The 20,671-nt window shown below is 46.2% G+C and carries 16 protein-coding genes and 1 tRNA gene; 5 read left to right on the top strand and 12 right to left on the bottom strand.

The features are described 5' to 3' along the window. The first annotated feature begins 1 nt into the window (after position 1). The gene (locus ACO9K6_RS18080; RefSeq protein ID WP_424768952.1) at positions 2-1,108 is read left to right on the top strand and encodes a response regulator; all 1,107 of its coding nucleotides are present in this window, start codon (positions 2-4) and stop codon (positions 1,106-1,108) included. A gap of 154 nt (positions 1,109-1,262) precedes the next feature. Beyond that, entirely contained in the window at positions 1,263-6,719 is a 5,457-nt protein-coding gene (locus ACO9K6_RS18075; RefSeq protein WP_424768951.1) for an immunoglobulin-like domain-containing protein, read from the top strand. 95 nt (positions 6,720-6,814) lie between these two features. Here the strand turns inward: ACO9K6_RS18075 and ACO9K6_RS18070 are convergent, their stop codons facing one another. Further along, positions 6,815-7,135, bottom strand: coding sequence for a cyclic-phosphate processing receiver domain-containing protein (locus tag ACO9K6_RS18070; protein WP_424768950.1), 321 nt, complete (start codon positions 7,133-7,135; stop codon positions 6,815-6,817). 362 nt (positions 7,136-7,497) lie between these two features. Here ACO9K6_RS18070 and ACO9K6_RS18065 point away from each other — a divergent pair, with 362 nt between their 5' ends. Continuing rightward, positions 7,498-7,851, top strand: coding sequence for a hypothetical protein (locus tag ACO9K6_RS18065; RefSeq protein ID WP_424768949.1), 354 nt, complete (start codon positions 7,498-7,500; stop codon positions 7,849-7,851). A 25-nt stretch (positions 7,852-7,876) separates the two neighbouring features. Beyond that, on the top strand, positions 7,877-8,830 hold the full coding sequence (locus ACO9K6_RS18060; RefSeq protein ID WP_424768948.1) for an LLM class flavin-dependent oxidoreductase: 954 nt from the start codon (positions 7,877-7,879) through the stop codon (positions 8,828-8,830). Here the strand turns inward: ACO9K6_RS18060 and ACO9K6_RS18055 are convergent. Continuing rightward, entirely contained in the window at positions 8,798-9,655 is an 858-nt protein-coding gene (locus ACO9K6_RS18055) for an SDR family oxidoreductase (protein ID WP_424768947.1), read from the bottom strand. The two genes, ACO9K6_RS18060 and ACO9K6_RS18055, sit on opposite strands and share 33 nt — an antisense overlap. A 234-nt stretch (positions 9,656-9,889) precedes the next feature. Between ACO9K6_RS18055 and ACO9K6_RS18050 the strand changes: the two genes are divergently transcribed. Beyond that, complete coding sequence (locus ACO9K6_RS18050; protein WP_424768946.1) at positions 9,890-10,819, top strand: sensor domain-containing diguanylate cyclase; 930 nt, start codon at positions 9,890-9,892, stop codon at positions 10,817-10,819. 353 nt (positions 10,820-11,172) lie between these two features. Here ACO9K6_RS18050 and ACO9K6_RS18045 read toward each other — a convergent pair whose 3' ends face one another. The 10 genes from ACO9K6_RS18045 to ACO9K6_RS18000 form a co-directional block, all read right to left on the bottom strand. Next, a complete protein-coding gene (locus tag ACO9K6_RS18045; RefSeq protein WP_424768945.1) occupies positions 11,173-11,643 on the bottom strand; it encodes a PCYCGC motif-containing (lipo)protein in 471 nt (156 codons plus the stop codon). 158 nt (positions 11,644-11,801) lie between these two features. After that, positions 11,802-12,224 (bottom strand): arsenate reductase (thioredoxin), encoded by a 423-nt coding sequence (gene arsC, locus ACO9K6_RS18040; protein ID WP_424768944.1) that lies wholly within the window; start codon positions 12,222-12,224, stop codon positions 11,802-11,804. A 25-nt stretch (positions 12,225-12,249) separates the two neighbouring features. Beyond that, positions 12,250-13,542: an arsenic transporter gene (locus ACO9K6_RS18035; protein WP_424768943.1), complete on the bottom strand. Its 1,293-nt coding sequence runs from the start codon at positions 13,540-13,542 to the stop codon at positions 12,250-12,252. A gap of 33 nt (positions 13,543-13,575) precedes the next feature. Then, positions 13,576-13,893 (bottom strand): ArsR/SmtB family transcription factor, encoded by a 318-nt coding sequence (locus ACO9K6_RS18030; protein WP_424768942.1) that lies wholly within the window; start codon positions 13,891-13,893, stop codon positions 13,576-13,578. Positions 13,894-14,097: 204 nt separating this feature from the next. Then, positions 14,098-14,304: a YrzA family protein gene (locus ACO9K6_RS18025; protein ID WP_424768941.1), complete on the bottom strand. Its 207-nt coding sequence runs from the start codon at positions 14,302-14,304 to the stop codon at positions 14,098-14,100. A gap of 57 nt (positions 14,305-14,361) precedes the next feature. After that, positions 14,362-15,780: a sugar porter family MFS transporter gene (locus ACO9K6_RS18020; RefSeq protein WP_424768940.1), complete on the bottom strand. Its 1,419-nt coding sequence runs from the start codon at positions 15,778-15,780 to the stop codon at positions 14,362-14,364. A 226-nt stretch (positions 15,781-16,006) separates the two neighbouring features. Next, complete coding sequence (locus tag ACO9K6_RS18015) at positions 16,007-17,350, bottom strand: response regulator (protein WP_424768939.1); 1,344 nt, start codon at positions 17,348-17,350, stop codon at positions 16,007-16,009. Next, positions 17,325-18,776: a sensor histidine kinase gene (locus tag ACO9K6_RS18010; protein ID WP_424768938.1), complete on the bottom strand. Its 1,452-nt coding sequence runs from the start codon at positions 18,774-18,776 to the stop codon at positions 17,325-17,327. The genes ACO9K6_RS18015 and ACO9K6_RS18010 overlap by 26 nt, the downstream gene beginning before the upstream one ends. Further along, positions 18,773-19,768: a substrate-binding domain-containing protein gene (locus tag ACO9K6_RS18005; RefSeq protein WP_424768937.1), complete on the bottom strand. Its 996-nt coding sequence runs from the start codon at positions 19,766-19,768 to the stop codon at positions 18,773-18,775. Before ACO9K6_RS18005 ends, ACO9K6_RS18010 begins: the two co-directional genes overlap by 4 nt. A gap of 743 nt (positions 19,769-20,511) precedes the next feature. Beyond that, positions 20,512-20,588 (bottom strand) — tRNA-Pro (locus ACO9K6_RS18000). Positions 20,589-20,671 lie beyond the last annotated feature (83 nt).

Below are 20,671 nucleotides of genomic sequence, written 5' to 3'. Positions count from 1 at the left end.
AGTGATTATTCTGAGAGCTGTCTTAATAGATGATGAGGTGCTGGCGATCAGCCTGCTGGAAAAACTATTGCTGGATATCGGCGGGGTTCAGATTGCGGGAAAATTTACGAATCCCAATGCCAGTATGGAACAGATTAAAGACTTGAATCCGGACATTATTTTTCTGGACATCGAAATGCCGAATGCAAACGGCATTGAGATTGCCGAACGCTTAACCCAGTACGACATGAATGCGGATATCGTTTTTGTCACCGCGTATAACCAGTATGCGCTGGATGCTTTTAATGTCCACGCTCTTGATTATATTTTAAAGCCTGTTGAACAAGACAGATTAAGAAGGACGATCGAGATGATATTGAAAAGAAGGAGGACATACACTTCTTCTGTTCCTTATAACGGCGGGTTTAGAGCGCGTTTTATGGGCCATTTTGATCTGTATGACGCTCAGGGTCAGCCATTGAAGTGGCGGACAAGAAAGGTGAAGGAGCTGTGCGCATATTTGCTGCACCATGCAGCCCCGATGCACAGAAGCCAAATCATTGAAGATTTATGGCCGCAGGAATCGTTGCAGAAGGCATCGATTCTGCTGCACACGAGCATTTATAAACTGCGGAAAGAATTGAAAATACAAGGGAATGATAATCCGATTGTCTATCAGGATGAGCGCTATTGCATTCGTATCGATCAGACAAGCGATGTGGAATCACTGCTAGAGGCAATAAATTTCTTTAAACCAAACAGAGAAAGCTTCGTTAAGCTGCTTGATTTATATCGGAACGACTACCTTGACGGAGAGGATTATCATTGGTCGATTCCGCATAAGGAAAAAATAAAGGAAAAGTTTAAACGATTACTGGAAGGGGCAGCGTTCCGGCATGACAATAGGTTGGCCAGGCCGGATTATTTTAAAGACATGATGGATAAATTGATTGAAATGGATCCGTTCGAGGAGCGATATTCCAGGGAATTGATAAGCTTTTACCTTCAATTGGGTGCAGAAAGACAAGCGGTCGAGGTTTACCTTAGACTGAAAGAGCAGCTTTGGTCAGAGATGGGTGAAACGCCTGAAAAAGAAACAGAGGAACTCATTCACAGCTATGTTGTATAGTTCAGATTGAACAAAACTACCTGTTATTATAAGGGTAGTTTTTATGTTTATGTCGAAATTTGTTGAAAATGTTCAGAATTTGTTCAGCGTCCTGCACTAGAATGGTAGAACGTAAATGTTAACTACTATGTTTAGAAGCGGAGACATGAGAAAAATGAAAAGAAGCTTATCGTTGTTAGTTATTGTGGCCATGATTGTTTCTCTTTTTCCAGTCCTTCCGGCAACTACGCAGGCATCGGCTATAGGCGGTGCCCGGGCTGTATTTGGCGGCGAGGGAGGAACGGAACTGTTCCTGGGCGGCAATTATATCGAGCTAGGAATCAGCAACTGGGGTGATTTCGGCACTAAAGGCGCAAAACCGGCCAATTTCCGGGGGACGGATAAAAATCCGGGTGTAGGCATGAGTGCCGACCACGATGGCTATGGGCAAGGTCTTGATAAGCCTGTCGATTATTATTTGCCCGGAACGCCGGAAGAGCGTTTTGCTGTTGGCTACAAGGTTGGAGGCAGCACCTTTGCCCAATCCAATTCATCCCTCATGAACACAAAGCAAATGCCTACTACGCTTACGAATAACTCTGACCTGGAGAATGGCCTCCTGAAGGCAACAGTCGTCTCGACGTGGGCGGGTAAGATGGAGATCACTCAGGTCATCAGCTTTAAGGTCAATGACAAGTATTACCGGAATGAAGTTACGATCAAAAACTTGTCTGATCAAACCTATGAAAGCGCCCGTTTTATGCGAAGCCTTGATCCGGATAATTCGGTCTTTCAGGGAGGCTCCTACAGTACTGCGAACACCGTTACTCACACGGTAGCCGAAGACGGCAGAGCGGTAGTGAAGGCAGAAACCTTCGATAACAATGATCCGATGTATAAAGCGTTCAATTCAAGAATTCCTTTTTTCTTTTATTCCAGCGATCCGCGGGCTGTCGCATCGGTATTTGGCTTTATCAATACAGATCCGTATGAAGCGGCAGCTTACGACACACCAAGCGCAAAAGGAAATACAATACAAGATGATATTGGCATTACATTGACATGGGATTCCGCAAAATTGGCTCCCTCTCAAAGTAAAAGCTTTGTCTACTTTACCAGCTTGGATGAGCGTGATTTTTCCGAGGTAGAAGCCGAGATTATCATCGGCGAAGGCGGAAGCGCTACAGAAATCGTAGAATCGTCTAACAATGACGGATCGTTAACCGGAAAACAGAAGGTTGTAATCAGCGGTGCCGAGTTTAAAGAAGAGCTTGATAAAACAGGTATTCGAATCAACAATCTTCCTCCAGGATTGGATTTTGATTTTGTTAGAAAAAGCAGTACGGAAATTGAAATTAGTTTCACAGGCAACGCCGTCAGGCATAACCGTGAATTTTCGGTGAAAAATGCTTCCGTTTCGATTGGGAAGGAAAATCTGGTGGATGCGGCGAAAGGACTCACCAGCGAAACGTTTAATATCACGTTTATCGATCCGGCCCGCATAGTTGCTGACAACGGTGTTGTGTCCGAAAGCGTATACGGCTCCGGGGTTATTACGGATTCCTTGAATATTACGTTAACCAACGGCAAGTTTGCCGCTGACATTGCCGCTGCCGATGTGTTTGTCAACCATTTGCCTGAAGGCTTGGACACAACGGTTACTAGAGTGTCGGACTCCCAAATCAAAATTGATTTTACGGGAACTGCAAACAGTTTGAATGATGTTTTTAATACAACTGTTACCATCAATTCCAAAAAAATTGCAGGCAGCCATGCACCGTTAACGACCAATACGTTCAAAATCAATTTTGAGGAAGCGGAGCCGCTTCTAACGGTACAGACGCCTGTTTTGTTCGAATCTGACCTGAATGATGGAAGTGTGTCGGACAAGCTGATCATGAATCTGGTAAATGGCATCTTCGGAGAAAGCATTAGCGCAAGCGATGTGAATCTGATCGGTTTCCCTTCAGGATTAAGCGTTGGAAGTGTGGAACGGACCAGCAGTACGCAAATCACTATCTCCATCGCCGGAAATGTACCGGGCCATAGTGTGACGGAGAGTGTATATGACGCACAAGTAAGTGTCGCGGGTAATCAAATTATTTCTCCTCTCACGGAAGGGTTGACGGAAGGAATCGAATCCAATACGTTTGCGATTCTTTTCCAGGAGCCGCTGCCGATTATCGAGGTATCTCCGGATGTGATTGGCGATAACGAAGATGGCAGCATTTCTGAGACCTTAACCGTTTCTTTAAAGAACGGTACATTTAAAGAAGATGTAGCCGGCGGAATCGTTGTAAACAACTTGCCGGAGGGATTGGAGATTTCGGTTGTACGAATAAGTGCGACCGAGCTGAAGGTATCCTTTGTGGGCAAAGCTACAAAGAAAGATATGTCTTCCGCGTTTGCGTCGATTACTGCAGATCATAGTATTGTAGACGGAGCGGAAGCTTCGATGACGTCAAATAACTTTAATTTGGACACGCCAAAAGATTCAACATTAGCTGCACTGGATAAAGACCTTCTGACATGGGAGCTTATAAGAAAAGCCAATCTGATTCCAAATGAGGTAAAAACAGAGCTTGACCTCATTACGGCCGGCAGATACGGCAGTGCGATTGTCTGGACTTCCAGCAACGAAGCTGTGATCAGCACAGCGGGAATCGTAACGAGACCGGCATACGAGGAAGGCGACAAAACGATCACCTTGAAAGCGACCATTGCAAGCGGTGACGTTACAGTAGAAAAAGAGTTTGTAGTCACTGTAAAGAAAATGATCGATACGGATGAGCAAGCCGTAAATGAAGACAAGTCGTCTTTGACCTGGGATGTCATTAGAGAATTAAATGAACGTCCTAATGCCGTAAGAACAGCATTGAACCTTCCTCAAGCAGGAGAGAACGATACCGAAATTACCTGGACATCCAGCAATGAAGATGTCATTAGCGCAACAGGTACGGTAAACAGGCCGACGCACGCAGACAGAGATCAAACGGTTAACTTAACGGCAACGATCAAAAGAGGCGACGTTGTTCAAACGAAACTATATGTACTGACAATCAAAGCTCTGCCGGCGGATGCAAAAACATGGCTGGCGGAAGATGCGGATCTCCTCGCCATCGGGTATGCGGAAGGCGATCATGCGGATTCCGTTACGCAGCATGTAACGCTGCCCGCAGCAGGCGCGAACGGCACGAATATTGTATGGACAAGCAATTATACGGATGTGGTTAGCGCTGCCGGCGTTGTGAACCGCAAAGCCGGCGATACGAAAGTACGGCTGACGGCACGGCTTTCGATGGACGGATTTTTCCGCGATAAAGATTTTTATCTGCTTGTAAAAGGTACCAGCACTTTTAATTTAAGAAACGATGCCGACCAGCTGGAAGTTATTTTCGGCTCCGGTGATGACGCCAATCATGTAACGAAAAATGTATTTTTGCCGAGAAAGGGCGAGAGCGGCTCTGATATTGAATGGAGCGCCACACCGGAAGGAATGATTGATCCGTTAACAGGAAAAGTCATGCGTCCGGGTCCCGGTCAAGGCGATCAGATGATTACCCTTACCGCAATATTAAAAAATCCTGCTAATCCGTTGGAGAGAATTACTAAGGTGTTCGTCGTAAACTTGAAAGAGATGTCGAATTCAGAAGCAGTCAAGGCTGCGGCCAGAAATTTAACGATCGCTAATGCATTTAGTTTCGGGGCGGACGATACATGGGAAAGCATTACGACCAACTTTCTTCTGCTGCAAACTGGCGATTACGGCGCAGCCATTGCCTGGTCCTCCAATAATGAAAATGTCGTAGATTTTGGCGGCTTGGATGTAAGCGGAAAATTAAACGCCGACGTCAATCGTCCGCAAACACAGGATGCTACTGTTATCTTAACGGCAACCCTTACGGTTGGAGACGCTTCGGTGTCCAAAAGCTTCCTGCTTGTTGTTAAAAACAAAAGCGTGAACAAAGCAGCATCGAGTACAAGACAAACCAACCGTACATCTGCTGTAAATACAGGTAATACGGAATCTCCTTCCTTTAAAGAGGAGCTCGTGAATGTTTTAAGAACGACACTGGATGACGGCCGAAAAGTGGATGCCATCATTATGGATGACGCTCAAATCAATTCTTTAACCGAGAGAATCAATCCAACGGATCCTGATGACCGTAACCGCATTGTAACCATTTTAATGGATCAGCCTGTAAACGATAAATCGGATGAAATGGCATTCGAAATTCCGGGTTCATCGGTATCGACGATGGCAGGACGGAATGCAAACCTTGAAATTGCAACCGAAGAGGCATCCATTCGTTTACAAAGCAGTGTACTTGCCGAGCTGAGCGAGCAGGGGTACGATCTTTACTTCCGGATCATACCTGTCATGACAGAGACGGAACAGAGACAAGCATTGACCCAAGTTCATGTGAATCCGCTCGTACATCAAGCTGCAGCGGGTAAGGAAATTGTTGTCTTAAGCCACCCGAGGAAGATTGAAACGAATTATAAAGGGTTCAAGACGAAGGTAGTATTCCCGTTAAAGGATATTGAAGTGCCTTCCGATACGGCTCAAAGCCGTGACGATTTCTTAAACAGCCTGCGTGTATTTATTGAGCATAGCGACGGTACGAAAGCGCTGCTTGCAGGCGATATCGTATTTAACCAAGCCGGTGAGCCGACAGGCATTGAAATTGAGATCGAAAAGTTCAGTAGATTTCAGATTATCCAATTTAAAGAGAATAACCGATCATCTGTCGTTACTCCGCAGCAGCCGGCTAGTCCCGTTGGAGTAACTGCCGAACAGGCAGATCAAAGCGGTGTCACATTGAAATGGAATCCGGTACCGGGAGCGACATCGTATAATATTTACGTTGATGGTGTTCTTCATGCCTCCAATGTAAAAGATTCCAGTTATAATGTAATGGGACTTGCTGCAGGCAAAACCTATATCTTGACGGTTACGGCCGTCGTTAACGGCGTGGAATCCAAGCAGTCGGAAAGCGTGTCGTTTACAGTTACTACAGCGGCAGGTCAACATATGAAGTATATTGAAGGTTATCCGGGCGGCGTGTTTATGCCTGAACGGAATGTGACCCGTGAGGAAGTAGCCGCTATCCTGTTCCGGATCTATCAGCTTGCTGATGCGGATCTAACCGGTTCGGAAATCGCGTATACGGATGTAAGCAGCACCAATTGGAGCGCGGATGAAATCGCCGCCGTGACGAAAGCGGATATGATGAACGGATACCCAGACGGTACGTTCCGGCCGAAACAACCGATTACTCGGGAAGAAATGGCAAGTCTTGCAGCTCGTCTTAAGCAGGTTGAAGGTAATGGAGCTGATCGCTTCTTGGACATTTCGACCAGCTGGGCGCGCGATGCTATCAATGCTGCGAATCAAGCAGGCCTGATTACCGGCTATACGGATGGAACGTTCCGTCCAAAAGCGAATACCACCCGCGCTGAAACGGTAACGTTATTCAATCGTCTGTTGAACCGGGGACCATTAACAGGTGTAACAACGCCATCGTGGACAGACGTCAGTGCAAAACATTGGGCATACGGCCACATTGAAGAGGCTTCAACGGATCATCATTATGTTATTCAAGAGCAAGGAGAAGCGCTCTCTAATTAGTAATTGCTTATGTATCTGAAAAAAAAGTTATGTTCATTCCTCACTAGCGGATGAACGGAAAAACGGAGCCGCGCGCATGTGCAGGCTCCGTTTTTTTATTTTGCTGCACCGCGCGCGGACGGACGCGGACGGATCAGCAGCTGGACGCCGCTGGGTTTATGCTTCTTCAAATGCCGGTACATGCGCGCTCTGCCAGACGGACTTGCACTGTGAATAATAATCCGCCGGGGGTATGTTCGGTGGTCCGTCATGTATTCGACTACTGTATATCCGGTCGGATTCCCGCGGCCAAGATTATAGTCGAGAGAAAGTGTATCGATGCTTCCGGATTTGATCAACCGGATACATTCGTCGGCGCTTCTCGCCGGCATATAAACGGAAGGGCAGCGCCTCTTGTCATCCAGGAAAACGTTCACCAGCGTCCTCCTCCCCATTGAATACCTATCCTTAGCGTATGAGTCCGCTGCGGAGAAGGCGTGGGCGCTCGAGAAATAGGAAGCTGATAATCTATCTTTCGTATGATAGAATAGTTAGAACCTCAGCCTACAACGAGCGAATGGATGATTATTATGGAGCAAATACAACGTGGACAGGATTACTTATCTAAGAATGGAAGAGGATAAAGAGGTATTTGTTTCCTCGGATGCCCGGGTTGTTAAATAGGTTCAAAATTATTTAGTGATGATGATTGAGCAGCAAAAAACCGAGCGATACAGATTTGAGGGCTCTCTTTTTGGGGATGATACTACATATGACAAGAAGAAAGGAAAATTGACCCATGAATATTGAATTAATTACGGACCTCATTAAGGACGATCGAGGCAATTACTATACTGCTGTTCGCAAAGATGAGAAGGAATTGACACTGGTAAACGCCATGGTTGAGCGATCTTACGTTGATGTTTTACAATTTAGCGAGGAGTTCAAGAAGAAATTTGCCGAATTCGAGAACCAGTTTATCGGCAAAATGATTACGGATGTACTTCGTCATGATGTTGTTTTCGCAGTTAAAGACGATGGGCATGGCCGGATGTATGATTTGCAGGAGGTCGAGCGTTACTTCAAGGTTACCTTCATCGATATGATCGAGTTTTATCGAAATCCGCGCTTGGGAAGAGTGACGCAGTCGTGAAGCAGGACCGAAAGCAGGTGGAAGCATGACTGCTCATTCGTTGAAGCTTAGCGTATTGGATCTTGTTCCGGTATTCGGCAATGCAGATGCCGCCGATGCTTTGGAACAAGCGGTGAAGCTAGCCCAATCAGCCGAAAGGCTGGGGTATAACCGTTATTGGGTGGCCGAGCATCATGATATGCAGGGACTTGCCTGCACCTCGCCGGAGGTGCTGCTTTCCCATATTGGAGCGAGAACGAAACATATTCGCATCGGCTCCGGCGCGCTGCTTCTTCCCCATTATAAACCGCTAAAGGTAGCGGAGAGCTTTAACCTGCTGGCCAGTTTATATCCGGGTCGCATTGACTTGGGTTTGGGCCGGGCACCAGGCGGTTCGGCTCAAGTGAGCATGGCTTTAAGCGGTAATTTTCTTGAGAATGTAAGGCGGCTGCCGGAATCACTCAAAGGCTTGACCGAGCTGATGGAGGGGACTTATGAGTTCGAAGGACAAGCGATAAACGCCCGCCCCTCGCCCAAGGTGCCGCCTGAGCTGTGGCTGCTAGGAACAAACAGCAGAAGCGCTGCTTACGCGGCTGAATATGGCATGGGCTACGTATTCGGCCAGTTTATGAGTGACACGGATGGGGTGGAGGTCGTACAAAGCTACCGGAAAGCCTTCACGCCCTCAAGCCATTGCGCTGTTCCAAAGGTAATCGTCACGGTTGGCGTCATATGCGCCGAGTCCGCTGAAGAGGCTGAGCAGCTTGCAGCCTCCGGCACTGCTTTATTCCAAAGCGAGGGTGGTGCGAACGAGAAGGCTGCTCCAATGGATCGAAAGCTGCTGATTGGAGCTCCGAAAGATATTTTATCCAGGCTGGAGAAGCTATCTCTTCAATATGATGTGGAGGAAGTGATGCTTGTAACCATGATTCCGGATTACGAGAAACGGCTGCGCTCTTTTGAGCTGCTATCCCTTGCCCTTGCGGGTCAATTGAGCTAACTGCTCCCATTGTTCTTCAGCAACAGCTGTGAGACTGTTAAATTGGCCGGCGCCTTGCAGCCATTCTCCACCGTCGATGGTGACGACCTCGCCGTTAATATAGCCAGCATAATCAGAGATTAAATAGGCTGCCAGATTAGCAAGCTCTTCTTTATTGCCGACCCTCTTGACCGGAACCCGGTTTATCATTTGCTCTTCCAGTTCAGGTGTGGGAGATAAGCGAGACCATGCCCCTTCAGTAGGAAATGGACCTGGCGCAATGGCAACCTGGCGGATGCCGTAACGGGCCCATTCTACGGCGAGGGACCTTGTCAAGGCTAACACGCCTGCTTTGGCTGCCGCGGAAGGTACGACATAGCCCGAGCCGGTAGAGGCGTAAGTGGTGACGATGTTAAGCATCGTCCCGCGCCGGCCTTGCTCGATCCATCGCTTCCCTAGCTCCAAAGTTGTATAAAAGGTGCCGTGCAGAACGATATTCAAGACCGCATCAACCGCTCTGTGTGAAAGGAGTTCGGTCGGGCTGATGAAATTTCCTGAAGCGTTATTCACAAGGACATCTATTTTTCCAAAATGAGCTTCAACCTCCTCCATAAGAGCTTGGACCTGTGCGGGCTCTCGTACGTCGCAGCTTTTGTAGAACACTTGGCGGCTATCTCGGCTCAAGTGTTCGGCTGCGTCCTTCAACACCTCCTCCCGGCGGCCTGCAATAGCCAGTCTAGCTCCTAACTCCATAAATTTCTCTCCCATAGCGCGTCCGAGTCCAGTTGCCCCTCCCGTAACCAGAACAACCTTATCCTTCAATAAATCATCGGCAAAAGGTCCCATCCACTCCGTCTCCTTTGGACAAATATAAAAAGAAATGCTGAGGGCGAATATGACAATACAGGATATGCGCTCCGCGGTCATCAATATACCGGTAACCAAGGCGAATTCTATCTTTCGACAAATAGATTTGGTATTATAGTAGTTAGGTATGATCTTTTTTTTTTTGTTAGAGTCATACTTTTCGCAAGATAGGTTCCAAGTCCTGCATATCCGATAGAAAGGTTGTGTACGTGTATGAACAAAGAGACACAAACGTTAGTTGAAGCATCTGATTATGTTCTTAACGTCATGCGTAATTTTATCGGTACAAATACATTGTTCATAGCTAAAAATGATGGCGTTCATAACCATATTTTAAAGGTATTTAATCGCTCGGAGGTATTACTTACGGAAGGGACTGCTCCGTTTGCCGAAACGTACTGCAGTCTCGTCCTGAATAAGGACGTCCCCGCACCATTATTCATCGATAATACAGCTACAAATACAATGACTAGCGATTTGAAGGTTACGCAACAGCTAGGTCCATGCTCCTTCATTGGTATTCCGATTACATCAAAGGAAAACAAAAGCTATGGCACGATATGCGCTTTGGATCCAAAGCCCTATAACTTTAGCGAGAAGGAATTAGGACTTTTAGAAGCAATGGCTACTTTCCTCTCCTATGTGGCCGAATTAGAAAATGCCGTGCTTATGGATCATTTAACAAATACGTATAATCGCAACTATTTGACAAAGCTTTTCTCGTCCTGGGAGGAAGAAAACAAGGAGCATTTAGGTCTGCTGTTCATTGATATTGATGATTTTAAGAGTGTCAATGATCGGCATGGTCATGAAATAGGGGATCTGATCCTGAAAGAGGTTGCTCACAGACTGAAGAAGCAGGTGTGTCAAAAAGCAGCGGTTACTCGCCTTGGCGGTGATGAGTTTATTTTGCTAATACCGGATTATAAGGATACAAATGAAGTTGAGCGCTTGGCCGAAGAATTAATATACATCATGAAAGAGCCGATTCGTGTTCGGGAAACATGTATTGAAGTATCCCTTAGCATTGGAATCGCTTATTATTCGCAGGGCATGGATTTGAATGGTTTATTAAGCCGTGCCGACAAAGCCATGTATTTTGTGAAAAATAACGGCAAGTCGCAATTTTATGCTGAAGTATAACATTGCAGCTCCCCATAAAGGTTGAATAACATTTCTCTGTTTACAAAATACCCAGATTAAGGTGACAGTGGCTTAACAAATCCTCATTATGCTTGTATCTGAAGAGAATCACGATAATGAGGAGTGGATAAAGTTGAGCAAAACGATCGACCGTAAAACGTTCGGTTAGTATGCCATTTGGCAATATAGGAATCGGAGGATTAGTATTAATCCTCATCATTGCCCTCATCGAACTTTGTATACCGGAACCAGTTGAAGCTGAATCTTGAAAGACAGACAAAGGTTACACCATCTTAAAAAAAGGGGCTATCCCAAGGTCAAAATGACCGTAGGGAAGCCCCTTTGCTCTGGGGTTATGCAGGCATTGGTGTATCCGTGGAATCTGCATAGCCTTCTTTGTATGTCTCATCAATGTAATTCCGAATTTCTTTGTCCGATTTACCTTCTGATTTCAGCTTGGCAGCAGTAACTGCAATATCCAGGCATACACCGCACCTAGTCCCGTGATCGTCCCATACAACGGAGCCATCCTCGTTGATTTCCTTAATAAAGCAGTTCAAATTGCTTTGATGTCCCGCGCTTTCACCGCAGCCGCAATAACATGGCATCCAATGCAGTAAGTCTGCTGCTTGTCCTGCGATTTGATAGACTAAGCGGATTTTATCATTTTGACTATCCAAGAAGTCAGGCATCACATCGACTGATGCTGTTTTCTCCTGCAGGTCACCATGGGAATGCGATTCATGAGAATCTTCCTTGTTCGCGCCGCAAGCGGAAAGTGTCAGTGCCGCAGCCAGGAATAGCGCTAAAATTTTAGTTTTCACGGATTCACCTCGTTGCTTTTGTTGCGATTACTATAACATATTAACTGAACAGAGTTAGAGTAATTATGAAATGTTCGAAAAATCGTTGAAATGAAGTAACTAGCTCATTCGAATTTCGCATATTTGTTTTTTATTTTAGTAAGTTAATATCAGACCTATTATTTTCCTTCTTCAACAAATTTCGCGATACGAGCCTTGATCGCATCACGAACATTTCGGAACTGGTCCATAATTTCCTCTTCGCTGCCGATTGCTTTGGCGGGATCTTCAAAGCCCCAGTGCCATTTCACCACATTCGGATTGGAGATGACAGGGCAGTGTTCATCGGCATGACCGCAAAGCGTGATCACATAATGCGCGCGATTCAAAATCTCAGGATCGATGACATTCGAAGAGTTACTGCTTATGTCCACGCCAGCTTCTTTCATGACTTGAACGGCTCTTGGATTCAAGCCATGCGCTTCTAAGCCTGCGCTTCTTACTTCATATTGCTCACAGCCCAGAGCGTTCAGAAACCCATCCGCCATTTGACTTCTGCAAGAATTACCTGTACACAAGAAATACACCAATTTCTTTTCCATTTTACCTATCTCCTTTGATCGTTGTTTAATGGATAATACTTAACCATAAGTAGAGGCCGACTAAAGTAATAAACAGAACGGGCACCGTTAGCACGATCCCTACTTTGAAGTAATAGCCCCAAGTGATTTTCACGCCTTTTTTGGACAAGACATGAAGCCAGAGCAAGGTGGCAAGCGAGCCGATAGGCGTAATCTTCGGACCTAAGTCCGAACCGATGACGTTAGCATAGATAAGCGCTTCTCGCAGTACACCCTCTGTATTTGTGCCTTGAATGGCCAAAGCGTCAATCATGACAGTTGGCATATTATTCATAATAGAAGAGAGAATCGCCGCGATAAAGCCGGTACCAATCGTTGCGATGAATAAGCCTTGATCTGCAGTCCATTGAAACACCTTGCCAAGCTGGTCGGTTAGACCAACGTTGCGAAGTCCGTAAACAACGACATACATCCCGATAGAAAATACGACCACGGACCAAGGAGCGCCCTTGATAACAGCGCCTGCCTGGATGGCTGAGCTTCTACGGGCTGCAATGATAAAGGAGATAGCAGCCGCACCCGCAACGATTGATACGGGAATATTTACGAACTCACTCAGAAGATAAGCAACCAGTAGAACTGCCAATACAACCCAGGAAAGCTTGAACATACGCTTATCTTTAATTGCTTCATGGGGCTGCTTCAATTGCCTAAGATCATATTGCTTCGTTATGCCTCTTCTGAAGAACAGAAATAAAACGAGCAGGCTTGCTCCAACCGCAAAAAAATTCGGAACGATCATCCGGCTTGCGTATTCGGCGAAGCCGATGCCGAAGAAATCGGAGGAAACGATATTAACCAGGTTGCTGACCACAAGAGGCAGGGAAGCCGTATCGGAAATAAACCCGCTTGCCATAATGAAAGGCAGAATCATGCGATCATCGAATTTCAAAGCTCTGACCATAGCGAGCACAATCGGCGTAAGTATAAGCGCCGCACCGTCATTTGCAAAGAGAGCAGCAACAGCCGCACCAAGCAGAATGACATAAATAAACAACAGATAGCCGTTTCCACCCGCAAGACGTGCCATATGAAGAGCAGACCATTCGAAAAAGCCGATCTCATCGAGGATCAATGAAATAAGTATAACTGCGACAAAAGCAAGGGTAGCGTTCCAGACAATCCCGGTTACATCCCACACATCATTGAAATTAACGACGCCAAATAGAAGAGCTAGAATGGCGCCTCCGACAGCAGAATAACCGATATTTAAGCCTTTTGGCTGCCAAATGACAAATACTAATGTAATCAAAAAAATAAGGGATGCGATGACTAACATGGTTCCTCCTCAAATTTTGCGTGAGCAAACCTACTAATTACAACAATCAGGTTTTAATTGATTTAGCTGCTCCTTCATAGAAGGCAGCTGTTCAAGTACGCCGTTTAAATAAGGTTTGTCCTCCAGGTTTAGAGAATAATAAACCCATTGTCTTCGTTTCGTTTCGTTGATAAGCCCACCATTTTTCAGCTTGCGTAAATGCTGGCTAACATTGGGCTGAGTTGTCTCCAGAAGCCCAACAATATCGCATACGCAAAGCTCGCGTTCCCTGAGCATAGCCAGAATGGTGAGACGGGTTTTGTCTGACAGCAGCTTGAAGGTTTCAGCTAAAGCCTCTATGGGTTTACTCATTTCATCACTCCTTCTGAATTATAGTATAATCAGTTGATTATATAAGTCAATATTAATATAATCAACTGATTATACTATATCAAAATCAAATACCACCTAAGCCTGTCCTGCACACACAATAATGGACCGAAAAAAACAAAAAAGGGGGCTGCAGTTCAAGTAGCTTAAACTACTTGAGCCGCAGCCCCTATCTTTTGCAGATTATCATTTCTTTTTAAAATGAACTACTGCACTGTACAGCATTTTTTCCATCTTCGGATTAAAGGTTGTCTGATGGCTGACACTGAATACGTCAAGCATAAGCGCTTTGTTCATTTCGATTTGCTGATTGACTTTGAGCTCCAACGACTTCAAGTCATACGCTTCAAAAAATTCAATCTTCGTTTCAATTAGGTCTAATCGGAAGTCCATTTCATAATCTCCTAAGCAAAGGTATGATAACCCTATTATACTCTGCTTGGCGTTCCGTTACAAAGGCTTAGGCTCAGAGGAAACGTTGCCGATATCTTGTTTTTCTGGCGGCCACATCGCTTCGATTTCCTCGAGCGATTTACCCTTCGTTTCAGGCACGACCCGCCATGTGAAGAAGAAGGTTAGAATGGCCATGCTGCCATAAATCCAGAAGGTATTTGCAGGACCTGCAGAGCTAAGCAGTGGCGGGAACGATTGTGAAACAACATAATCAGCAGCCCATAACGCCATTGCTGCAATTGCTGTTGCCTTGCCGCGAATCCGGTTCGGGAAAATCTCAGACATGATGACCCATACGACCGGTCCAAGCGAGATCGCGAAGGATGCGACATAAAGCAAGATGAAAATTAATACGAGCGGTCCAGCGGCATGCCCGGTTTGAAAAGCGATTCCAATGACGAGCAAGCAGACCGCCATAGATGCAGATCCGACGAGCAGCAGCACTTTTCGTCCTACTTTATCAATAAGCCATAGCGCTACGATCGTAAACACAAAATTGATGAAGCCGACAAGTATAGTTTGGACGAGTGACGCATTGGTACCGGCACCCGTTGCTTTAAATATTTCGGGCGCATAATACATGACGGCGTTAATGCCTGTAATCTGTTGAAGGATTGCTAGTCCGACACCGACCAGCAGGGCGATCCGCAGACCAGGACCAAATAGCTGCCGGATCGATCCGGTTTCCTGCTCGAACGAATGCTTAATATCAATGACTTCTTTCTTAGCGAGCTGTTCGCCGTGAATGCGGAGCAGGATCGGCAGCGCTTTGGCCGAATGACCTTGCTTGATCAGCCATCTAGGGCTTTCAGGCACGAAGAACAGCAGGACAAGAAACAGGAAGCCTGGTATAACGCCGACTCCAAACATCCAGCGCCAAGCGGATTCAATACCCCACGATTCATTGCCGGAGTTTGAGATCCACAAATTAATGAAATAAGTAAGGAATATACCGGTTACGATAGCGAGCTGATTAAGAGCAACCAGTCTGCCACGGTACTTCGCTGGCGCAATCTCAGCGTTATACAGTGGACAAAGCGTGGAGGTAATGCCAATCGCTATTCCTCCAATGATTCGGGCGACAATGAAGCCGGAGAAGGTTTCCGGAATGGCCGTGCCGATTGAGCTGATAATAAATAAAATCGCAGCGGCAATTAGCACTCTTTTGCGACCGAACCGATCGCTTATCAGGCCAGCTAAGCCTGCACCGACAATACAGCCGATAATTAAGCTTGAGACGGCCCAGCCAACCTCTAATTTGGTCAAATCGAATCGCAGCTCCATAAAGCCGATGGCACCCGATACGACAGCCGTATCAAAACCAAATAATAAACCGCCTAAGGCGGATACGATAGAAACAAGCGTGACAAAGCGGATACTCACTTGTTCAATGTTGTTGCGTGCAGTCGCTTCCAATTTTAATTTCTCCTCTCTGTAATACCTATGCTGCTTTTAGCGATTTTCATTATAGCATGTGCTGCTCCTTAGTCTAAGGGCAATAACCTTCACTTATTCGTGTTCTTCCCGCACTAATTTTGCAATTATCTTTAGCGGGTAGGTGAACAAGACAAACTAGCATTATATTGTTCTCTGAACAGCAAAAAAGTCCATGTTTACAGAACATGGACTGGAGATGAATTGTTTATTTCGTTTGCTCTCGATACTCCGATGGTGTAACACCGGTGACCTTTTTGAACACCCTGCTAAAATAATTCGGGTCATTATACCCGACCTCAAAGCATACCTCCTTCAGGCTCAGATGGCCAACCGCCATTAATGTTTTTGCTTTATCAATTCTTAGGCCGGTAACGTAATCTATAAAAGTGGTTCCTAACTGCTGTTTAAATACTTTACTGAAATAATGGGGATTGAGATGAATGGAGTCGGCCACCTCCTCAAGAGAGATGTCTTCGGTGAATCTGCTGTTAATATAGCTTCTCGCCCTGTCTAATACGCTCTCGGTTTGCTGCTCACGCTGCTCGCGAATTCTACGCATGGCGGAGAGGACATAGGCTTGGTCAACACTTTCTATATTTAACGGCAGTTTGCCTGTTTCGTCAGGGCAATCAGCATGCTTCTGCTTCAGCTCCTCGAAATGACATACGTTACCGGGCTGCTCGTAGCAGGTAGACGCAAAAACCGCCTCGAAGTAGGATTGGCGCAGGCCCTCGACACCGCTGTGAATCATTCCGATGCCGATTGAGATGCTTGCCTCAAGCTGCCGATTTGCTATAGTACGAAGCTCTTCAGCGTATGCATCTATCTCTGCTTTCGACTTCTGATCCGTAAGCCTTGACGCACTTCTCCAGAATACGGCGACATGACGGTCTATTAAAGAGCTGGTAATGCTCGTTGCTTCATAAGCTTTGGTCAGGCTGCGGATCCTGTCATATAATTTATGTTTATCTTGTTTTTTGGCGGTATCAGAAAAAGCGATCACAATCGCGCAGCCGTGATCAAGCGGGAAGCTGAGCCAGTCAGAGAGCTGTATAATATCAGTGCTTGTAATGGGATCGACCATAAGCATCATGGCGAGCTCGTTCTCCGCGAGCGGCAGCAGCTGTGAAACCTTTTGTTTAAGCTCGAGCTCATCGGAGCGTTTTCTTTTTTCCTCGTTAAGCTCTTGAATAAGCTGCTCTAATGTATGGACGATCTGCTCGCGCTTAGCTGGCTTAACGAGATATTCCTTTACTCCGAGCGAGAGGGCTTCCTTGGCGTATGCAAAATAATCATAAGCGGTTACGAGCACGAATTTCGTATCCGGGAGTTTATCTCTTAATTCCTTAATGGCCTCCAAGCCTTGTATTCCAGGCATATTCACATCCATCATTACAATATGCGGACGATGCTCCTCAGCTCGCTCGATTGCCATTCGTCCATTCTCGGCATGTATGATTTGGAATTGACCGGGCAGCATGCGCTGAATAATCCATTCCAGCCCTTCACGCTCAAGCGGCTCGTCATCCGCGATTAACAGTCGGTACATCGTTGAATTCACCTTCCTTTATGTCTGGAATGAGGATCGTGACGGTCGTTCCTTTACCTAGCTCACTTTCAATGCTTATGAGATCATCCATTCCGTAAAATAAATAAAGCCGCTTGAATACATTTTTCGTTCCTAGTCCTGTTGATTGTTTATAGTCAGTACCTGACTGCAGCTGCAGCAGCGCCTGTCGGGTCGCTTCGCTCATCCCGCGCCCATTGTCCGAGACGGAGATCCGAATGCCTGCTTGCTCCTGCGCAATAGTCAGCTTAATGACGGCGCCGATCTCCATTTGTTCAATCCCATGAATGAAGGCATTTTCTACAAGCGGCTGCAGCGTCAAAGCGGGTATTGGCTTTACAAGTGCGGCAGGATCAATGAAAAGCTCAAGCTTGATTCGGTCACGGAAGCGAGCCTGCTGAATAATAAAATATTCTTTGACGTGCTGGATCTCCTCGCGGAGCGTGACAGGCTGATCCAGATTTCGCAGGTTGTACCGCAATAGATTAGACATGGATACAATCAGATCGCTTGTCTGCTCCGCACCCTCCAGCAGCGCCAGCTTCGAGAGAGAGTTTAACGTGTTAAACAGAAAATGTGGATTAATCTGGCTTTGCAGCGCCTGCAGCTCCAATGCCTTAACCAGCCGGTCCTTCTCAAGGCTCTGCTTGTCCTTCTCGATAAACAGCGCTAAATCACTCGACATTTGCTCGAATGCGCCAGATAATACGCCAAGCTCATCGCTTGAGTGTGAAGAGGGTGGATCATGGCGCAAATTCCCCTTGGAAATTTGCTTGGCCCGTGCGACAAGCAGGCTCACGGGACCGGTCACGCTGCGCGAAATCCACACGGCGATTAATACGCTAAGCAAGGTTGTTACGATAAATAAAGCGATTGCGAGTGAATTCATTCGTTCATTTTCGGATTGCATTTGCGCATATATCGGTTGGTAGTAGCTTAAGCCTCTGTCAACGATCTGCTGTCCTTCCTCCTGAATGAAGGCGGCAGTTTTCTCAGCCTCGGCATAATGACGATTCGCAGCGCGATAGTCCTCCTGAGTCATTGCTTCGTGTGCTGCGTGTTCCTGCTCCAAAAACGAATCGATCATTTTGGAATAGCTGATGAATGACGCTGCCGGGAGGAAAGGGTCGTCATCCTTGGCAAGCTCTGCTTGCTGCTTTCGCAAAGCTTCTTGTGCGGATAATAAAGCAATGTTTTGGCTCTCTTCGGGATTAATTAAATAGATGTACAGCATTTGCAAATTATCATCAACCGCTTGAGCGGCTTGGCCATAGGTCATAATGCGGTCAAACATGCCGTAATAGCTCTGCTGTACTGTTTTGCCGCTCTGAAAAAGAAAGAACGTAACCGAGTTGACGAGCAAGACAAGAAGGGGGATAAAGATAAGCAGCTTCGTTCGAATCGTCATTGGGCATCTTCTCCAGTCCCAATACTAATCGTGCTTTGTTTCATGATTGTCGCAGCGGTGTAATGCTGCGCAGGGAGTACGTTCCCTTGAAAATAATGCTGCAGCTGCAGCATTGCCTGATAGCCCATTTCATGCGGCTGCTGAATAATTGTCGCTTCGAGCTTGCCTTCACGAATGCCCTCCAGTGTATCCTCTAGATCGTCAAATGCAAATATACGAAGCTTATTCGCCCCGGATCTCTCCGCAGCCTCCAGTATGCCGACGCCATCCAAGGCGCTGAGCCCCGCCATGTATTTCACCTGAGGAAAGTGAATGAGAATATCTTCTGCTTGTCCGGCAGCCTGCAGACGTGAAATATTGGATGAACGCACATCAACGATCGTAAGGTTCGGGTAGCGCGCTATGACAGATCGGAGGCCATTAAGCCGCAACAGCTGATTCGGCGCGTCCTCATTGCCGATTAGGACGGCTAATTGGCCTTGATAGTCCGCTGCTTCAGCTATAAGCTCGCCCATTTGCTTGCCGGCTTCTAAATTGTTTGTGCCTACGTAAGTCAGGCGATCGCTGTCGGGCTCATCCGTATCCACTGTGACGACCGGTATTCCTTGGCTGACCGCTTCATGGATTAGCACCCGATAGCGAGGGTCATTAATGCCCTGCAGAATGATGGCATCAGCTTTAGCGGCAATTGCTTTTTCCAGCAGCCTGATTTGCTCATCGGGATTAATTCGAAAGGGTCCGTCATATTCAAGCTGAATTTCATAGCTGTCTGCGGCCTCCCTTGCTCCGAGCTCGATTGCCCGCCAATAAGGATTATCAAGCTCTTGGGAGATCAGCACGACATGACGGATGGGAGCCTGCTTAATGTACTCTGCAAGATCAGGCTGCAGCAGACCTTGAACGCGCAGCGTTGAGATGATGAAGCTTAGCAGCAAGTATGCAAATATGATAAAAAGGATGATAATGGCTATATTCCATTTGCGATAGGACATGTGTGTGCTCCTTGGATTTACTGTATAAATGCTAATTATACAAGAAGCGATAAGGAATCAAAAGCGGTTGCCACATTAGTATGGGGAAGAGGGGAGCAAGACATTTCTTTCATGCACGGCGCATTAGCTGATTCTGAGTTGAAGCCCTTTTGAACAGCATTTATCTGTTATTTAGATTGGCTGATTATCCATCATTTGAGACCTGTTTTCTGCTTATTGATGCTTTGTAATACGATAGCGATCTGCACATAATAGTACATAACGCCATCGCTCATGATATGCCGATTGCCGGCCAGTCTACTTGATATTTTCATTGACAACTAAAAATGTTACGAATTTGTTAACCGTTTTGATGAAAATAAGCGAAAATTATGTTGTAAAATAAAAAAAGATAATGAAGGGAGGCAGATAGCAATGGACGTTCCAGCAAGTGTATGGATATTTTCTGCAATTATTGTCGTTCTCCTCACGTGGATGACCTTGTGGGTGACAAAGAAGGCTTATTCAAAAAAATGGGATGAACCGGATCAGTAGCATTCTTTGTTTTCCGTTATAGATTCATGAGAATAGAAAACAAAACACGCTTCTTGGCTTACTGCTGAGAGGCGTTTTATATTCTTTCGATAAGGCTGGATGCCATTAATGTCAGCGGCATCGTAAGCGCACAGCAAATATAAACAAAAAGAAGCTTGATTGCTCAAGCTTCTTTCTCGTATGTATGAGTACTGCATTGCATTTCACGATGGTCGGGACGACACGATTTGAACATGCGACCCCCTGGTCCCAAACCAGGTGCTCTACCAAGCTGAGCTACGTCCCGTGAAAGAAAGTGGTGCCGTCGAGAGGACTTGAACCCCCAACCTACTGATTACAAGTCAGTTGCTCTACCAGTTGAGCTACAAC

The sequence above is a fragment of the Paenibacillus praedii genome (assembly GCF_049725345.1).
Lineage (GTDB): Bacteria > Bacillota > Bacilli > Paenibacillales > Paenibacillaceae > Pristimantibacillus.
Note: the sequence above shows the minus strand (reverse complement) of the source record. Positions and strands in the feature narration are given on the sequence as shown.

Excerpts from the sequence above, each read along its gene's own strand:
- ACO9K6_RS18060 (WP_424768948.1), top strand. The coding sequence starts at position 7,877 with ATGACTGCTCATTCGTTGAAGCTTAGCGTATTGGATCTTGTTCCGGTA.
- ACO9K6_RS18030 (WP_424768942.1), bottom strand. The coding sequence starts at position 13,893 with ATGAGTAAACCCATAGAGGCTTTAGCTGAAACCTTCAAGCTGCTGTCA.
- ACO9K6_RS18055 (WP_424768947.1), bottom strand. The coding sequence starts at position 9,655 with ATGGGACCTTTTGCCGATGATTTATTGAAGGATAAGGTTGTTCTGGTT.
- ACO9K6_RS18050 (WP_424768946.1), top strand. The coding sequence starts at position 9,890 with ATGAACAAAGAGACACAAACGTTAGTTGAAGCATCTGATTATGTTCTT.
- ACO9K6_RS18015 (WP_424768939.1), bottom strand. The coding sequence starts at position 17,350 with ATGTACCGACTGTTAATCGCGGATGACGAGCCGCTTGAGCGTGAAGGG.
- arsC (WP_424768944.1), bottom strand. The coding sequence starts at position 12,224 with ATGGAAAAGAAATTGGTGTATTTCTTGTGTACAGGTAATTCTTGCAGA.
- ACO9K6_RS18075 (WP_424768951.1), top strand. The coding sequence starts at position 1,263 with ATGAAAAGAAGCTTATCGTTGTTAGTTATTGTGGCCATGATTGTTTCT.
- ACO9K6_RS18025 (WP_424768941.1), bottom strand. The coding sequence starts at position 14,304 with ATGGACTTCCGATTAGACCTAATTGAAACGAAGATTGAATTTTTTGAA.
- ACO9K6_RS18035 (WP_424768943.1), bottom strand. The coding sequence starts at position 13,542 with ATGTTAGTCATCGCATCCCTTATTTTTTTGATTACATTAGTATTTGTC.
- ACO9K6_RS18065 (WP_424768949.1), top strand. The coding sequence starts at position 7,498 with ATGAATATTGAATTAATTACGGACCTCATTAAGGACGATCGAGGCAAT.
- ACO9K6_RS18005 (WP_424768937.1), bottom strand. The coding sequence starts at position 19,768 with ATGTCCTATCGCAAATGGAATATAGCCATTATCATCCTTTTTATCATA.
- ACO9K6_RS18010 (WP_424768938.1), bottom strand. The coding sequence starts at position 18,776 with ATGACGATTCGAACGAAGCTGCTTATCTTTATCCCCCTTCTTGTCTTG.